We start from the raw sequence: 16,714 nt of genomic DNA on the forward strand, positions 1-16,714 counted from the left end.
TTAAAAATAATATAAAATATCTGCTTTTATTGGTCAAGCATCAAATTAGGCCTTAGTGTTTAAAGTGACGGACACCGGTGGTTACCATTGAAATGTTTTTTTCATTGCACATTTCAATTGAAAGTTTATCGTTGATTGATCCGCCGGGTTGCAATACGGCTAAAATGCCGGCTTCTGCAGCTAGTTCAACGCAATCAGCAAATGGGAAAAACGCGTCAGACGCCATAACAGCACCTCTTAAATCAAAACCGAAGCTTTCTGCTTTTATAACTGCCTGCTTTAAGGCATCTACACGCGAGGTTTGACCAACGCCGCTTGCTAATAGCTGGTTGTTTTTAGCAAAAACAATAGTATTTGATTTAGTATGCTTAACTACTTTGTTGGCAAAGTATAAGTCTTTCAGCTCTTGTTCGGTTGGTTTGCGGTTGGTTACCGGGGTCATTTGGTCCGGGCCTTCAATAACCTTGTCATAGTCCTGCTCTATAACACCGTTCAGCAAGGTTTTAAATTGCTTAGCCGGTAACTCGACAGGTTGACGAACCAATAAGATACGGTTCTTTTTGCCTTGCAGTATTTGTACTGCCTCGTCGGTAAACGCCGGGGCAATTAGTACCTCGTAAAATAGTTTGTCAATCTCGGTTGCCGTTTCAGCGTCAATTTCTCCGTTGGTAATAATCACGCCGCCAAAGGCAGAAACCGGATCGCAAGCCAGCGCATCTATCCAGGCGTCTTTTATAGTTGAGCGCGAAGCAACCCCGCAGGCGTTGGTGTGTTTTAATATGGCAATAGTTGGCTCTGTAAATTCATCAATCAAGGCTACAGCAGCATCCACGTCAACCAGATTGTTGTAAGATAGCTCTTTGCCATTCAATTTGTTGAACATGGCATCAAGGTTACCATAAAACACGCCTTTTTGATGCGGGTTTTCGCCGTACCGCAGGGTCTGGCTGGTTTGTATGCTGTGTTTAAATACTTGCAGCGGCTCATCCTGGTTAAAATACTGGAATATAGCGGTGTCGTAATTTGAAGTAATGTTAAAAGCTTTCTGAGCGAAACGCTTACGCTGATCGATAGTTGTAGTTCCGTTTTGCGATTTTAAAAGGTCGGCCAATTCAACGTAATCGTCTTTGGATGCCAGAATTACCACATCCTTGAAGTTTTTAGCCGCTGCACGGATCAGTGAAATACCACCGATGTCAATTTTCTCGATCACATCATCATGTCCTGCGCCTGACTCTACAGTTTCTTCAAACGGATAAAGATCGACAATTACCAGGTCGATCTCCGGTATCTCATATTGTGCCAATTGCTCTTTGTCGCTATCATTGCTTCTGCGAGCCAAAATGCCCCCAAACACCTTTGGGTGCAATGTTTTAACACGACCGCCTAAAATTGATGGGTAAGAAGTAAGGTCTTCAACAGCAATTACATCTACCCCAAGGCTGCGGATAAATGTTTCTGTACCACCGGTGCTGTAAATGTTGGCACCAAGGCGGTTTAACTCATGAATAATAGGCTCCAGATTATCTTTGTAATAAACTGAAATAAGGGCATTTTTAATAGCGACTGGCTGACTCATTTGCGAGGTGTTTTTTTGAGCCGCAAAGGTAGGCATTACAGATTAGAGATTAGCGATTGGAGATTAGTTTTTTTTATAAAAATTGACAGTGGGGCAAATCTGCTTAAAATGGCCATTGCAACGGTTTAAGTTTGTTATCTTCGTGAAGATCACAGCTATAAAATGTCAGCTAACCCCGATCAGATCAGAGCCGCCTGGCGCAAATATCACCACTTGTGGAAGCACGAGGAAGCCGGGGCGCGACAAATTTTGTTGAAAGAAGGAGATATTGGCCGTAAGCTGTATGTGATTGATAAAGGATGTATGCGCGCCTGGTTTAATCATGACGGCAAGGATATCAGTTTTCAATTTTTTTTTGAGGGCGATGTCGTTTACTCGCCCGAGAGTTTCAGGAAGAATGTTTCGAGCCCCTTTGCTATTGAAACCATTGAGCCGGTAAGCCTGAGGTGGTTAAACCAGGACGATATGGCTTTGGTACGCGGTGATGCCCTTATTTTCAGCGAAATGGTAGAGCGTGCAGCTCACAAGCAAACCGAGTTTATGTATCACTTCTTTTCATTTCTGAAAAATACGCCTCAGGAACGGTATGAAATGCTGATACGGCAACATCCTGAAATTATAAAACGGGTGCCGTTGCAACATATCGCATCCTATTTGGGCATTACACCGGTATCGTTAAGCCGTATTCGTAACCGGCAGTAGTTTTCTTAACAATTGTAAAATGAAATATGGGTTTTGAAACCGAGCTTTGTGGTAATCAAAATCAGATCAGTAATGAAACTTACTAAAGTAATTCCGAAAATATTTTATACAGACATTAAACACGGCCTGGAATGTTTTGTCGACGTTTTGGGGTTTACCATAAGTCATCAGGAAGCTAACCCGCCATTTTACATCGTTGATCGTGACGGATTGACGCTGTTTTTGTTTGAAGATGACGAATATGCCAAAAAAGACCGACCTGAAATACGTATTGTAACTGATGATATCAATGCGCTTTACGAGGAACTTGCATCTAAGGATATTAAGTTGTTTCATCCCAACCTAAGTAAAGTTACTTTACGCCCCTGGGGTGTTTGGGAATTTGCGTTGGCCGATAAGGGTGGGGTTTGTGTGGTACTTGCTCAAGCCAACAGATAATTAATTTCTTAACAATTGTAAAGTGAAGTCTGATTTAAGCGGGCGAGCTTTGAGTAAATTTAAATCGCGTTAGTAATTATGAAATTGAACAAAGTAATCCCCCAGATATTTTACTCAGATATTAACCATGGCCTCGAGTTATTTATTGATGTATTGGGTTTTACCGTAAAATATAAAGACCAAGAGCCTGCCTTTTATATCATCGACCGGGATGGGGTGACGTTGATGTTGGTGGAAGATGACGAATTTGCCAGGAAAGATCGCCCCGAAATTCGTTTGGATACAGATGACATTGAAGCATTATTCAATGAATTGAAAGCCAGGCCAAAGCAGTTGTTCCACTCAAATCTGCCCGAAGTTAAACTGCAACCCTGGGGATTAAAAGAATTTGCCCTTCGCGATAAAAGCGATGTATGCGTGATTATACAACAACATACAGGTGAATAAAGACGCAGCCAGCTCAACCGCCGTTGGTGCAGCAATGCTCAGGGCCGCGCACCAGGTTATTGATGGCGAATATAAACTTCTTGATGATCCTATAATACTGAAATTAATTGGCGAGGACGCTGTAGCGCATATTTGCGAACGGCGCAATGACTTTTATTTTCCGGGCATACTTGCTATGCGTACCCATATTGTTTTAAGAAGCCGCTATGCCGAAGATTGTCTGAAGGATGCTTACGATGCAGGTGTCGATCAGTTCCTGATCCTCGGTGCGGGTATGGATACCTTTGCTTACCGGCAACCGGAGTGGGCCAACGGCCTAATGATCGTCGAGGCTGATCATCCCGCCAGTCAGGTCAATAAGCTGGAGCATTTAACCGACGCCGGAATTGCCATCCCCGAAAATGTATCATTTGTAAAGGTTGATCTGGAGCAGGACGCTCTGGCTGAGATTTTCAAAAACAGCAAACTCAATCTGAATAAACCTGTGTTTGTAGCCTGTTTGGGTGTGTTGGTTTATTTGACGAAAGATGCCATCGCTAAAATATTCAAATTTGTTGGAGGCCTGCCCAAAGGCACCGAGTTTGTGTTTACGGCATCTCAAAAACGTACAGGCCCGTGGTCGGCCAAGGTTGCTGAACGAGTAGCAAAAGCGGGCGAACCCTGGATAAGCCATTTTGATTTTGATGAGATGGAAAAACAACTCAAGAAAAGCGGATTTAGCCAGGTAATATTTGTATCGCCTGCAGAAAGTAAGAAACGCTATTTTACGGGAGCGAAGCTGCGAATACCGCCGCCGCAAAGGTGTAGTTTGGTAAGGGTAATAGTATGAGTCGTCCTCCAACTTACACCTCTGTAAAATCCAAATCCTTACCGTAAGTTTCGTCCAAAGCCCAGGCCGCTGCTATACCTATTGCAAAAATGATCAACCCTGTTACCCAACCGCCGGTTAAGTAATTGCCGAAGAATACGCGCAATCCTTTAAATAGCAAAATCATCAGGGGCAATGTACCGCGAACCATATTGGGGATACTGATACCTGCTGATGCGCGTAGGTTAGTGCCAAATTGCTCGACGCTGCTGGTAATGTAAACCACGTTCAGGCCCGCGCCGTAGCCTAATCCCATACAAATAATGTAAAACCAGGTGGGGCTGCCATTATGCTGTAAAAAATAAAGGATGGTAAACAGAATGGCGATAGCATAAAAAATAAATAAGGTTTTTTTACGGCTTTGCAACCGCTGGCTTAACCAGCCTACGCTAAAGTCGCCCGCGGCTATGGCCATGTACAGGCACATAATGGCAGTACCCGGATCGACGCCGTTAATACCCATTGATTTGGCAAACTGGTCTGAAAAAGTAACCAATATGCCTATAATGTACCAAACCGGTATACCCAGTAAAATGCATTGCATGTATTTGGCAAAACGTTTGCGGTTATTAAAAAACATCAGGAAGTTGCCTTTACTAATCTGGCTTTCCTGCACATTTTTAAAAATATTGCTTTCCTGTACTTGTATCCGCATGAGCAATAATATAATACCCAGTACACCTCCAATATAATAGCACACCCGCCAGTCGACCATCTTGCTGATCACTGACGCCGCCACCACGCCAAACAAACCAAAGCCTGCTATAAAACCGGCAGCTGTACTGCGTTTCTCTTTAGGTAACAGTTCGCTTACCAATGTGATGCCGGCTCCTAGTTCGCCCGCCAAACCCACGCCGGCTATAAATCGAAGTATGATGTATTGATTGATATCATGCACCATTCCATTAAGTATATTGGCTATAGAGTAAAGCAATATCGACCCAAATAAAACTTTAAGACGACCTTTTCTGTCGCCCAATATGCCAAAAATAATCCCGCCGATAACCATCCCCACCATTTGGATGCTGATCAGCAATTCGCCTTGCGACACAATATCCGTAGCATTTAGGCCAAGCGACGCCAAACTGGGTTTGCGGATAATGGCAAACAACAGCAGGTCATACGTATCAACAAAAAAGCCAAGGGCGCTAACAATTACGGCAAGCTGGAATATGCTGGTGGAGGGTTTGATCGAAGACATTTATGATTGAAGAATAAAGATTAAAGTTGGGTTTTATTTGGTTGCGATAAAAATACACATACAAATAAGAATGGCAATAAATAAAAAGAGACACAATATTTGTGTCTCTACATATATGATATTTGTTAATCTTTAATCTTCAATAACCCGTCTTCAACCGATCAGCTTTTCATCTTCTTCAACAAATTCTCAATCACCTTTGGGAAGTTCTGATGTTCCAACTGCTGGCCTTTAAATTTGATCATTTCCAGACTGTCGCCTGGCTCAATCTTAAATTTTGATTGATGGATGATCTCGCCTTCGTCAAATTGCTCGTTAGCAAAATGGATGGTGATGCCTGATTCTTCCTCGCCGGCAGCCAGTACGGCTTTATGGACGTGGTCGCCATACATACCCTTGCCGCCAAATTTAGGTAACAGCGCAGGGTGCAGGTTAATGATTTTATTGGGGAACGCCGCCAGTAGTGATTTAGGCACCAGCCACAAGAAACCGGCCAATACAATCAAATCTACCTGCAGGTTTTTAAGCATCCTGATAACGTCATCAGTTTCATAAAACTCCTGGCGGGTAAATACATGCGATGGGATCTCGAAATTATCAGCACGTTGTAAAACATAAGCCTGCGGGTTGTTGGTTAAAATCAATACAACCTCGGCGTCTGCGCTGCGCTTAAAATGCTCCATGATTTTTTGAGCGTTTGATCCTGATCCTGAAGCAAAAATGGCTATTCGTTTTTTCAAAAGGTTTATTTTGTTAGTGTTGACTCAAATATAAACTTTTACAGCTTTTATTCACTAATTGTTTTGCCGTACAAAACCGTAGCGTACAACACGCCGGGTGGCCGAACTGTTGTAGTTAATATAATCGCCGGTTAAAAGTACCATCGAATAGCGCCCGAGCGAGTTGATGGCGCATTTAATAAATGGTGTTGAGCTGCCCGTTAAAGTATCCTGGCACACCATGTTTGACCGCAGCGTAAGCCGGTTATCGGTTAGCTCCCACGCGCCTTTGGCTATGGTGTTATCCAAGCAATCAAAATTGGTATAAGTACAGGTTTTATCAGCATTAAAGGTAAATTTCTGATCGCACATGTTTATTGAGTATGTGGTATCCAGCAATAAAGTATCGCCGTGATTAACGGTAACTCTCACAGACGATAGTTGCCAGGTGCCATTTACCAGCAGATCGGGTATGTCAGAATCCAGCTGCCGTTTACATGAATTGACAAAAAAGCCGATTAATAAAAGCCCCGGTATTAATAAATATGCAAGATTTTTTTTCATTACAGAGATGTCGCAAAAATAAAAATTAATTAGCCATTGCGCTAACCTAAGGCAATTATAACTGTTTTAGTGGTGGTATTATTTTATGCCCTACTATATTTGCTTGTATGCGTATACCTTTTGAAAAACTGAAAGCAGAATTTAAACGGGTACTTATTACCCTTGATTTCCCTACGGATAAGGCCGATCTGTGCGCCCGGATATTTGCCGAAAACAGCCGCGACGGGGTTTATACCCATGGGCTTAATCGCTTTCCGACTTTTGTGAAATATATTAAGCAAGGTGTTATTAAACCCAATACCGAACCAACTTTGCTAAACAGCTTTGGAGCCTTAGAACAATGGGACGGCAACCTGGCGCCAGGAATAATTAACGCTTTGTTTTGCATGAACAGGGCCATTGAGCTGGCTACGACTCAGGGAATAGGTTGCGTAGCCATCAGAAACACCAACCACTGGATGCGTGGCGGTACTTACGGCTGGCAAGCTGCCGATGCCGGATTTATTGGTATTAATTTTACGAATACTACTGCAAATGTTGCTCCCTGGGGTGGCACGACGCCCACATTGGGAAATAATCCGCTGGTAATTGCTGTTCCACGCAAAGAAGGGCACGTGGTTTTGGATATGGCCATCTCGCAATTTTCAATAGGTAAGCTGCATCAATATCAAAGTTATGGCAACCAGTTACCCATACCCGGTGGTTATAATGACCGGGGTGAGCTAAGTACAGACGCGGGTGCAATTTTAAATTCAAAGAGAGTTTTACCCATCGGTTTCTGGAAAGGCTCGGGCTTGTCGTTAGTCTTAGATATGCTGGCTTCGGTATTAAGTCAGGGAAAATCAACTAAACAAATAACTGAAGACGGGCTTGAGTGGGGCGTGTCGCAGGTTTTTATTGCCATAAAACCTCAAAGTACCCGGCAAACCGAGGACTTGGTTGAGGACATACTGAGTTTTACCAAGAGTAGCAAACAGGTAAATACAGATAAGCCAGTAGCATATCCTGGCGAGAGTACTTTAAAAACAAGGCAAAAAAATATAGAACAAGGGGTGTTGGTTGATGAAAAGATCTGGGCAGAGGTACAGGCTTTATAAAACTTTAGTTATCTTGAGCTTTTCGAATAGCGAGCGTTAGTAGAGGTTTATAGGCCGCCGCGCTTATACTTAGACAAGCTTAGCTCAGCCTCTCTATGCCTGATCCATCATTCCTTCAAACTTTTCCCAAAAACCGTCTTTGGGTACAGGTGCAGTTATCAGTATCGGTTCTTTTTTAATGGGATGAATAAATTGCAGTCGGCGGGCATGCAGGCAAATGCTTTTGCGCAGGCTGCCGCGCGGATAGCCATATTTATTGTCGCCTACTATAGGAGTACCTAGCGTAGATAATTGTACACGTATCTGATGCGGGCGGCCGGTAATCGGATCGACCTCTATTAAAAAGTAACCATCCAGTTCGCCAACCAGTTTATAATGAAGCTCTGAGCGCTGGCCGTTGGCCACCTCATGATCAAAAGCTTTAGTGACGTTTTTCTGCGGATTTTTGATGAGGTAATGTACCAGTGTCCCGGCAGTTGGGTAGGGGCGTTTACGCGTTACGGCATAGTAGGTTTTATGCATTTCGCGCGCTTTAAACATTTTGTTTATACGATCTAGAGCTTTGCTGGTTTTGGCAAATAATATAACGCCGCTCACCGGGCGGTCCAGACGGTGAACCACTCCCAAGAAGGCACCGTTAGGCTTGTTGTATTTTTTGGTAAGATATTTTTTTACCTTTTCGTCAAGCGATTCATCGCCGGTGTCGTCAACCTGCACAATATCGCCTGCGCGCTTATTAATGGCAATAAGGTGATTGTCCTCATAGAGGACGTCCTTATCGGTTATATCATGATCTTCGTAATGAAATTCAGGTCTTGCCATTGTTAGTCGATGGGATCATGGTTAATGGTTCATGGTTTAATAATGCTTCTATAATCCATGAACTATGAACCAATTAATATTGTTCTTTCTCGTTCGGGAATTCCCTGGCTTTTACATCGCTCACATAATTGCCTATTGCGCCGTGCATCACGTCGTATAAATTAGCATACTGGCGCAAAAAGCGAGGTTTGAAGCCTTTGTTAATACCCAGCAAGTCATGTATTACCAAAACCTGCCCGTCGCAATGCTGGCCGGCACCGATACCGATGGTTGGGATGTCCAGGCTTTCAGAAACTTCTTTAGCCAGTTGTGCCGGGATTTTTTCCAATACTACGGCAAAGCAACCCAGTTCCTGTAGTTTCAGCGCATCTTCGCGCAGCTTGGCGGCCTCGGCTTCTTCTTTAGCACGAACGGTATATGTGCCAAATTTATAGATGGACTGCGGCGTTAAGCCCAGGTGGCCCATTACCGGTATACCGGCCGTAAGGATACGGCTTACTGATTCGGCAATTTCTATACCCCCTTCAATCTTCACTGCATGCGCACCCGATTCTTTCATGATACGGATGGCCGAATTAAGTGCCTCTTTTGAATTACCCTGGTAAGTACCAAATGGCAAATCAACTACTACTAATGCACGTTTTGCTGCGCGCACTACCGACGAGGCATGATAAATCATCTGATCCAGTGTGATGGGCAGCGTAGTTTCGTGACCCGCCATGACGTTTGAGGCCGAGTCGCCTACCAATATAATGTCCATACCGGCGGCATCAACTATGGTTGCCATCGAATAATCGTACGCGGTAAGCATAGCAACTTTCTCGCCGCGATTTTTCATTTCCTGTACGGTATGGGTGGTTATTCTTTTTACTTCTTTATGAACAGACATAGCTAGATCTGATTAAGATTAGGCAAAGGTAGGATTATTATTTTTTTCTTTTTGTCATTCTGAGCGTAGCGAAGAATCTTATGCGCCTTGCTGTAGTCACTTGATAAGATCCTCCGCTATGCTCAGGATGACAATTTATAGCTTCAAAACAATGTAAGTTTCTAATATTAAAAAAATCCGAAATCTCACTTCCGAAATACGAAATAAATCTCTACTTTTGCGGCGTGAATCAGAAGGTTTCTTACTTCGTTTTTACAATCCAGTTTAACGGCGCATCGCACCAGACAAGCCGCAATTTTAACCATTCAATTTTTTTAAACAGATGACATATTTCACCAAATTACCGGCGGTATTATTGTTAGAAGATGGAACAATTTTTCATGGCAAAGCTGCCGGAAAAATCGGTACTACAACCGGCGAAATTTGTTTTAATACCGGCATGACCGGCTACCAGGAAATTTTTACTGACCCATCATACTTTGGTCAGATCATGGTGGCTACCAACGCACATATCGGTAACTACGGTATCGCAAATGAAGAAGTTGAATCGGGCAATATCCAGATTGCCGGTTTGGTTTGTAAAAACTATAACATTCCTTACAGCCGTAAACAGGCTGACGAGTCTATCCAGGATTATTTTCAGCAACAAAATATTGTTGGTATATCTGATGTGGATACCCGTCAATTGGTACGTCACATTCGCGATAAAGGCGCGATGAACGCTATTATCTCATCAGAGATCACTGACATTGACGAGCTGAAAGCCAAGCTGGCCGAAGTACCGTCAATGGACGGACTGGAGCTTTCATCAAAAGTGTCAACTACCGAAACTTATACCTTTGGTGAAGAGGGCGCTCCTTACCGTGTAGCGGTGCTTGATCTGGGTGTAAAGAAAAATATCCTGCGCAATTTTGACGATCGCGGTGTGTATGCTAAGGTATATCCGGCTAAAACCACTTTCGAAGAAATGGAGAAGGACTTTACGCCAAGCGGTTACTTTATCTCAAACGGTCCCGGCGACCCGGCTGCCATGCCTTACGCAGTTGAAACCGTAAAAGCTATCCTGGCTGCTGAGAAACCAATGTTTGGTATCTGTTTAGGTCACCAATTATTGGCTTTAGCAAATGATATCCCGACTAAGAAAATGTTTAACGGCCACCGTGGTTTAAATCACCCGGTAAAAAATATTATTAAAGATCACTGCGAGGTAACTTCTCAAAACCATGGTTTTGGTGTGGTGCCTGAAGCGGTTAGAGCTTCTGACAAAGTAGAGATCACCCACATTAACCTGAATGATCAGTCAATCGAAGGTATCCGTGTAAAAGGTAAAAAAGCATTCTCGGTACAATATCACCCTGAATCATCGCCGGGCCCGCACGATAGCCGCTACTTGTTTGATGATTTTATTGAGTTGATGAAGTAATTTGCAACAGAGAAACAAACAAAAAGAGACGCTTGGATGAGCGTCTCTTTTTGTTTTATAGCATATCTGTGAAGACGCGAAGCATCGCGTCTCTACGAATGAGGATGAAATTGGCAGCTCTTTTGTACAACGCTACGTAGAGACGCGATGCTTCGCGTCTCCCGAAATGCAAATCAAAACGCAATCGCCATGAAAAAAGGAGACACCGTACACTGGGCCTGGGGCGCTCACGAAGCCGAAGGTAAGATCGTTAAAGAACATACATCCACCACAACCAAAACCATCAAAGGCGCCAAGGTAAAGCGCAAAGCCAGCAAAGATGAACCCGCTTATGAGATCAGGCAAGAATCGGGCGCTAAAGTGCTGAAATCTGAAAGTGAGTTGAAAAAGGGTGGGAAATAAAGTAGCATTGTCATTCTGAGCATAGCGAAGAATCTTATGCGCTCGCGTGCCGCTTCGATAAGATTCTTCGCTATGCTCAGAATGACAAAAAATAAAGTATTTCACCGCGGCCCGCATCCATTCACCGATAATTTGCCTCAACTTACCTAATAACTGTGTGCAATTTTTGATTTCCGAAGCAATTTTGGATCATAAAATCAAAACACAAATGACACATTTATTTACACTACCTACATTAATTATCGTCAGTAAGTTCCTGGCTCATGTGGTCTCGGCTATCCACTTAATTGGTCACTTGGTTAAATAATAGGCTATGAAAATATTGCTGTTAATTGTAATAATCTTAGCGATACGTGAAAAAAATCGTTAAAATTTCAATTTTCTGTACAACTTTGCGGCATGGCAAAACAATCCATAATTACGGTTAAAAATCTGGTGAAAAACTATGGCGACTTCAAAGCCGTAAAGGGAATCAGCTTTGAGGTTTTTGAGGGCGAGATTTTTGGCTTGCTCGGTCCGAATGGTGCCGGTAAAACCACCACGCTTGAGATCATTGAAACCCTGCGCAACAAAACATCAGGCGAGATTACTGTCGACGGCTTTAATATCGATACTGATGCCGCCAGGATTAAACAACGTATAGGTGTGCAGTTGCAGGCAGCCGGTTACTATCCAAACCTGAACCTTTCTGAATTGATTGAGCTATTTTCAGGATTATACGGGATTGATCGCAGCCCTATGGAGATGCTCGAGAAAGTGAACCTTGCGGAAAAAGCGAAGGCTAAGTATAAAGATTTGTCGGGCGGACAGAAACAACGTTTCTCTATCGCTACCACATTAATTAATAACCCGCGCATTGTATTTCTGGATGAGCCTACCACCGGCCTCGACCCGCAAGCGCGCCGTAACCTGTGGGATCTGATTCGCGAGATACGCGATCAGGGTACGACCGTGGTTATCACCACCCATTACATGGACGAAGCAGAAGTGCTTTGCGATCGTGTGGCTTTTGTAGACGGCGGTAACGTAATAGGCGTTGATACCCCTGATGCCTTCATCGATAAATTAGTAGCTTCGGGGTTCGAACGGCCAAAACAAGTGAAGCTTGCCAACCTTGAAGACGTATTTATTAATTTGACCGGCAAGGAGTGGCGACCGGAGTAGAACCCTCCCGACCCTCCCAGAGGGGGAGGGCTTTGAATAACTTGCTGGGATGCAAATGGATTGAAAGAAATTAGATATCGATATATAAAACTAAAAAATAAGCTCATCAGAACCCTCTCCTTTGGAGAAGGCAGGATGAGGTCCGGCGATGATGAATAACCAAAATACCAAACCATACAATAACCTAAAAGCAACCCTGGCTATAGCCAAGGCAAGTTTTCGTTCTATAGTGCGTAGCCCATCGTCGGTGGTGTTTACGTTGCTTTTTCCGTTGATATTTATTTTGGTGTTTGGCTTCATTAGCGGGGGCGGTGTTATTTCTGTCGATGTCGGCGTAGCTAAAACTAACGACACGCTGAATCCGGTTTACCAGGCTTTGAAAAAGGTGAGTGTGGTGAAGCTGATTCATGACCAGTCGCCTAAGGAGATGGAGGATAACCTGAAGAAAGGTACCATTGACGCCATCCTGAATATTCAAAAAAATACACAGCCGCCATACTTTACGGTAAATGTACAATCAAGCAAGGCATCTGGCGAGAAGATGTCTATCCTTAAATCAACCCTGAACAATATTTTCTTCGAGATCAACTCGCATATGCCTGACGCACCGCCGCCTGCTGCTGTACTAAAGGAGTCGACAATTGTGGGCCGTGAGTATAAAACAATTGACTTTATATTGCCGGGTCAGTTGGGTTTTGCTTTGTTGAGCACCGGCGTGTTTGGCACCGCATTCGTGTTTTTATCGCTCAGGATAACCCTGGTAATCAAACGTTTCTTCGCTACGCCTGTTAAGCGTTACAGCATTGTAGTAGGCGAGGCCATTGCGCGTATTTCATTCGCGTTGATTGGCGCTATATTTATCATTACTATCGGCAGGTTTGCTTTTGGCTTTACGCTGGTACATGGTTTTATTACCATGCTGGACATGCTGGTGCTCTCTGCCATAGGGGTGGTGGTGTTTATGGGCTTTGGTTTTGTGGTGTCAGGCATCGCTAAAAATGAAAGTACGGTGCCGCCGATAGCGAACATGATCACTTTGCCGCAGTTTTTGCTGTCTGGTACCTTCTTCTCTATCAATGTTTTCCCGGCCTGGCTGCAGCCTATAAGCCGTGCGTTGCCTTTAACTTACCTGAATGATGCCTTACGTAAAGTAGCATTTGAGGGTGCCAGCTTAATGGACGTATCGCACCAGATTTTGATTATGCTGATTTGGGGCGTGGTAGTTTATTTTGCCGCTACTAAAGCATTTAAATGGGAATAACCACTTCGGCAGGTTCAGATCACATTACATCACTGTTCATTTGTTAATAATAAATTAACATTCAATAACAGTTTCTTAATATTAAAATAATATTAAGAAAATACATTTGCGCTTATAATTTACATTAATTTAATAATGAAGAAATATAAGGTAAGCGTGATTGGGTTGGTTGCCCTGTTAATGTTAAGTACATCTTTAAAGGCTCAAAACAACAAAACCGGAACTTTTGGTATAGCTACGTTAGTTTTGCCCGGCGATAGCTTGAATCGTTGGGGTGGGTATATAGAGTTACAGGGTCGCGGCGATAAAGTGCTCAATCAATTTTTTTATTATGAGACCAAAGGGGGTATCAGTTATGACATCACTAAAGACTTTGTGGCGTTAATAGGTACCGGCCGTTATTCTACCGGCGATAATCTCGAACATCTTACAAAAGGTACCGAGTTCAGGTTATGGGAGCAGATGACAGTTAATCAGTTTCTTTACCGCATTAAAATGGAGCATCGCTATCGTGTAGAGCAGCGGTGGGTTAATGGTTATTATCGTAATCGTTTCAGGTATCGTCTTAACGTATTTGTTCCCCTGAATCATACAAAAATAGACCCTAATACCTGGTTTGTTTCTGTTTTTGAAGAGGTATTTCTAAATAACGCAACACCAAACTTTGAACGTAACCGTGCTTATGCTGCTTTAGGTTATCAGTTCGATAAAAGCATTAACGTGCAGGTTGGATGGTTAAACCAATATAATTATTCTGCCACGTATGCTGCGGCCAAAAACAATCTGGCTTTGACCTTTATGTATCGCATAAATCGTAAAAATGCGGTGCAGCGCGAGCATATGCCAAGTACCGGCGATTAAAGAACAAGACGCCAAAACGCGTTAATTTTGTTTTTGTTCGTATAAATGGCTAAATCGCCACGTATTAACTATTAAAATTACGTGAAGTCGGGCGCATTTAAAATTGTAATAATTTATGTTATAACCGGTGTTTTATGGATTACCCTGAGCGACAGAATGTTAGATTGGTTGAAAGGCCGGGTTGATGTGTCGACTCTTTTATTCATCGGCAGTATAAAAGGTTTAATTTATGTTTTTGTAACTGGCCTGGTGCTTTACAAACTTATATTAAACTATAACACTAAACTCGATGAAAGCGAAAAGCAATACCGCAGTTATTTCGAGGCACACCCCTCGCCGATGTGGATATATAACAAGCGAACGCTGAACTACACTGCAGTTAATAATTCGGCTATTGCTAAATATGGCTACACCCGCGAGGAGTTTATGAATATGACAATTCTGGACATCCGTCCTAAAAGCGAAGTGAGTAAAGTATATACAGTGATTAAAGAATTGCCTGAAGGCTATAATGATTCTGGTATCTGGACTCACCGTAAAAAAGATGGTACTTTAATACAGGTGCATATCACATCGCATACCATCACATCGCTTAAAGAGCCCCATATTATGGCTATGGCTACCGAAGTTGATCAGCGGCAGGTAACTGTTTAAAAGCCTGCGTGTAAACTATCGCAGATATTAATTTTATGTTAATATTAAACAATTTTGCTGCTTATTTATTTGAAATTGTATCTTTGAAAACTAAATATATTTAGTGTACTATTTACACTAAATATCTTAACCGAATAAACAAGCAAAAAAATGAGTTTAATAATTGACGTTCACGCCCGCCAGATCCTTGACTCGCGCGGAAATCCTACTATCGAAGTAGATGTTTTAACCGAAAATGGCTTTTTAGGCCGTGCTGCTGTACCATCTGGTGCATCAACCGGTGCGCATGAGGCTGTCGAGCTGCGTGACAACGATAAGTCTGTTTACCTGGGCAAAGGCGTTTTAAAAGCCGTGTCTAACGTTAATGACATTATCGCTAAAGAATTGCAAGGTGTCGATGTGTTTGACCAAAACAGCATCGACAAAATTATGATCGATCTGGACGGCACGCCAAACAAAGCTAAATTAGGTGCTAACGCTATATTAGGCGTTTCGCTGGCTGCTGCTAAAGCTGCTGCTCAGGAAAGCCGCCAGCCATTATACCGCTATATTGGTGGTGTAAATGCTAACACATTGCCAATCCCGATGATGAACATCGTTAACGGTGGTTCACACTCTGACGCGCCTATAGCGTTTCAGGAGTTTATGATCATGCCTGTTGGTGCTCCTTCATTCTCTGAAGCATTACGCTGGGGTGCTGAGGTGTTTCACAACCTTAAAAAAATCTTACATGACCGCGGCCTTTCAACTGCAGTAGGCGACGAAGGTGGTTTTGCACCAACCTTTGAAGGTACTGAAGATGGTGTTGAAACCATTTTAAAAGCTATTGAAAAAGCTGGTTACAAACCGGGCGAAGATATTTGCTTAGCGTTTGACTGTGCTGCTTCTGAGTTCTACGTGAATGGTAAATACGACTATACTAAATTTGAAGGCGATAAAGGTGCTATCCGCACCAGCGAAGAGCAAGCTGATTATCTGGCTTCATTAGCTGCTAAATATCCTATTATCTCTATCGAAGACGGTATGGCTGAAGACGACTGGGCTGGCTGGAAAATTTTGACCGAAAAAATCGGCGATAAGGTACAATTAGTAGGCGACGATTTGTTTGTTACTAACGTTGTGCGTTTACAAGAAGGTATAGACAACCATACTGCAAACTCAATCCTGGTTAAAGTAAACCAAATTGGTTCATTAACCGAGACTATCAATGCAGTTAGTCTGGCTCAAACCAGCAGCTATACTTCAGTAATGAGCCACCGTTCAGGCGAAACTGAAGACGCTACTATTGCCGACTTAGCTGTTGCGCTTAACTGTGGCCAGATCAAAACCGGTTCTGCTTCTCGTTCAGACAGGATCGCTAAATACAACCAGTTGTTGCGTATCGAAGAAGAATTAGGCGAGAACGCCAAGTTCATTGGCAAAAACTTTAAATACGCTTATAAAAAATAAACTGAAAGCTTGAGGCTGAAAGCGAAAAGGCTCCGGGAGATCGGGGCTTTTTTTGTTTTTGAATAATTGAAAGTGCGCCGGAGACGCAAGCTATTGCGTCTCTACGGAGCGGGCCAGATGCAGGCAGACTCAATATTTTACGTCTGCCTGCCGCTTTCCTTTTAAAAGCGTATC

Annotated in this window: 18 protein-coding genes; 12 read left to right on the forward strand and 6 right to left on the reverse strand. The window is 43.1% G+C overall.

The window, feature by feature from the left end:
• Positions 1-52: 52 nt before the first annotated feature.
• Positions 53-1,579 carry a bifunctional phosphoribosylaminoimidazolecarboxamide formyltransferase/IMP cyclohydrolase gene (gene purH, locus ACFS5N_RS14925; protein ID WP_377187174.1) on the reverse strand — a complete coding sequence of 509 codons (1,527 nt, stop codon included), beginning with the start codon at positions 1,577-1,579 and terminating at the stop codon, positions 53-55.
• Between the two features lie 162 nt (positions 1,580-1,741).
• On the opposite strand from purH, the gene ACFS5N_RS14930 reads away from it, so the two are divergent.
• The 4 genes from ACFS5N_RS14930 (at position 1,742) to ACFS5N_RS14945 (ending at position 3,995) form a co-directional block, all read left to right on the forward strand.
• Positions 1,742-2,281: a Crp/Fnr family transcriptional regulator gene (locus ACFS5N_RS14930; RefSeq protein WP_377187177.1), complete on the forward strand. Its 540-nt coding sequence runs from the start codon at positions 1,742-1,744 to the stop codon at positions 2,279-2,281.
• A gap of 72 nt (positions 2,282-2,353) precedes the next feature.
• A complete protein-coding gene (locus ACFS5N_RS14935) occupies positions 2,354-2,719 on the forward strand; it encodes a hypothetical protein (protein ID WP_377187180.1) in 366 nt (121 codons plus the stop codon).
• A 78-nt stretch (positions 2,720-2,797) separates the two neighbouring features.
• Entirely contained in the window at positions 2,798-3,166 is a 369-nt protein-coding gene (locus ACFS5N_RS14940; protein ID WP_377187183.1) for a hypothetical protein, read from the forward strand.
• The gene (locus ACFS5N_RS14945; RefSeq protein WP_377187186.1) at positions 3,159-3,995 is read left to right on the forward strand and encodes a class I SAM-dependent methyltransferase; all 837 of its coding nucleotides are present in this window, start codon (positions 3,159-3,161) and stop codon (positions 3,993-3,995) included. The genes ACFS5N_RS14940 and ACFS5N_RS14945 overlap by 8 nt, the downstream gene beginning before the upstream one ends.
• A gap of 13 nt (positions 3,996-4,008) precedes the next feature.
• Here the strand turns inward: ACFS5N_RS14945 and ACFS5N_RS14950 are convergent, their stop codons facing one another.
• From ACFS5N_RS14950 to ACFS5N_RS14960, 3 genes are all read right to left on the reverse strand, one after another.
• The gene (locus tag ACFS5N_RS14950; protein WP_377187189.1) at positions 4,009-5,235 is read right to left on the reverse strand and encodes an MFS transporter; all 1,227 of its coding nucleotides are present in this window, start codon (positions 5,233-5,235) and stop codon (positions 4,009-4,011) included.
• Between the two features lie 161 nt (positions 5,236-5,396).
• On the reverse strand, positions 5,397-5,975 hold the full coding sequence (gene purN, locus ACFS5N_RS14955; RefSeq protein ID WP_377187192.1) for a phosphoribosylglycinamide formyltransferase: 579 nt from the start codon (positions 5,973-5,975) through the stop codon (positions 5,397-5,399).
• Positions 5,976-6,029: 54 nt separating this feature from the next.
• A complete protein-coding gene (locus tag ACFS5N_RS14960; RefSeq protein ID WP_377187195.1) occupies positions 6,030-6,518 on the reverse strand; it encodes a DUF5004 domain-containing protein in 489 nt (162 codons plus the stop codon).
• A gap of 107 nt (positions 6,519-6,625) precedes the next feature.
• Between ACFS5N_RS14960 and yiaK the strand changes: the two genes are divergently transcribed.
• A complete protein-coding gene (yiaK, locus tag ACFS5N_RS14965; RefSeq protein WP_377187198.1) occupies positions 6,626-7,615 on the forward strand; it encodes a 3-dehydro-L-gulonate 2-dehydrogenase in 990 nt (329 codons plus the stop codon).
• A 93-nt stretch (positions 7,616-7,708) separates the two neighbouring features.
• Here the strand turns inward: yiaK and ACFS5N_RS14970 are convergent, their stop codons facing one another.
• Together ACFS5N_RS14970 and panB are read right to left on the reverse strand one after the other, a co-directional pair.
• Positions 7,709-8,437, reverse strand: coding sequence for an RluA family pseudouridine synthase (locus ACFS5N_RS14970; protein WP_377187201.1), 729 nt, complete (start codon positions 8,435-8,437; stop codon positions 7,709-7,711).
• 73 nt (positions 8,438-8,510) lie between these two features.
• Positions 8,511-9,326, reverse strand: a complete 816-nt coding sequence (gene panB, locus ACFS5N_RS14975) for a 3-methyl-2-oxobutanoate hydroxymethyltransferase (RefSeq protein WP_377187204.1) — start codon at positions 9,324-9,326, stop codon at positions 8,511-8,513.
• Between the two features lie 322 nt (positions 9,327-9,648).
• Here panB and carA point away from each other — a divergent pair, with 322 nt between their 5' ends.
• From carA to eno, 7 genes are all read left to right on the forward strand, one after another.
• Positions 9,649-10,749, forward strand: coding sequence for a glutamine-hydrolyzing carbamoyl-phosphate synthase small subunit (carA, locus tag ACFS5N_RS14980; RefSeq protein ID WP_377187207.1), 1,101 nt, complete (start codon positions 9,649-9,651; stop codon positions 10,747-10,749).
• Positions 10,750-10,938: 189 nt separating this feature from the next.
• Entirely contained in the window at positions 10,939-11,151 is a 213-nt protein-coding gene (locus tag ACFS5N_RS14985; RefSeq protein ID WP_377187210.1) for a hypervirulence associated TUDOR domain-containing protein, read from the forward strand.
• 399 nt (positions 11,152-11,550) lie between these two features.
• Positions 11,551-12,315 (forward strand): ABC transporter ATP-binding protein, encoded by a 765-nt coding sequence (locus ACFS5N_RS14990; RefSeq protein WP_377187213.1) that lies wholly within the window; start codon positions 11,551-11,553, stop codon positions 12,313-12,315.
• 148 nt (positions 12,316-12,463) lie between these two features.
• The gene (locus tag ACFS5N_RS14995; RefSeq protein ID WP_377187216.1) at positions 12,464-13,576 is read left to right on the forward strand and encodes an ABC transporter permease; all 1,113 of its coding nucleotides are present in this window, start codon (positions 12,464-12,466) and stop codon (positions 13,574-13,576) included.
• Positions 13,577-13,711: 135 nt separating this feature from the next.
• The gene (locus ACFS5N_RS15000; protein ID WP_377187219.1) at positions 13,712-14,437 is read left to right on the forward strand and encodes a DUF2490 domain-containing protein; all 726 of its coding nucleotides are present in this window, start codon (positions 13,712-13,714) and stop codon (positions 14,435-14,437) included.
• A 156-nt stretch (positions 14,438-14,593) separates the two neighbouring features.
• The gene (locus ACFS5N_RS15005; RefSeq protein WP_377187222.1) at positions 14,594-15,091 is read left to right on the forward strand and encodes a PAS domain S-box protein; all 498 of its coding nucleotides are present in this window, start codon (positions 14,594-14,596) and stop codon (positions 15,089-15,091) included.
• Between the two features lie 150 nt (positions 15,092-15,241).
• Positions 15,242-16,540 carry a phosphopyruvate hydratase gene (eno, locus tag ACFS5N_RS15010; RefSeq protein WP_377187225.1) on the forward strand — a complete coding sequence of 433 codons (1,299 nt, stop codon included), beginning with the start codon at positions 15,242-15,244 and terminating at the stop codon, positions 16,538-16,540.
• The last annotated feature ends 174 nt before the right edge of the window (positions 16,541-16,714 follow it).

Origin of the sequence: Mucilaginibacter ximonensis (assembly GCF_042686265.1) — a bacterium.
Lineage (GTDB): Bacteria > Bacteroidota > Bacteroidia > Sphingobacteriales > Sphingobacteriaceae > Mucilaginibacter > Mucilaginibacter ximonensis.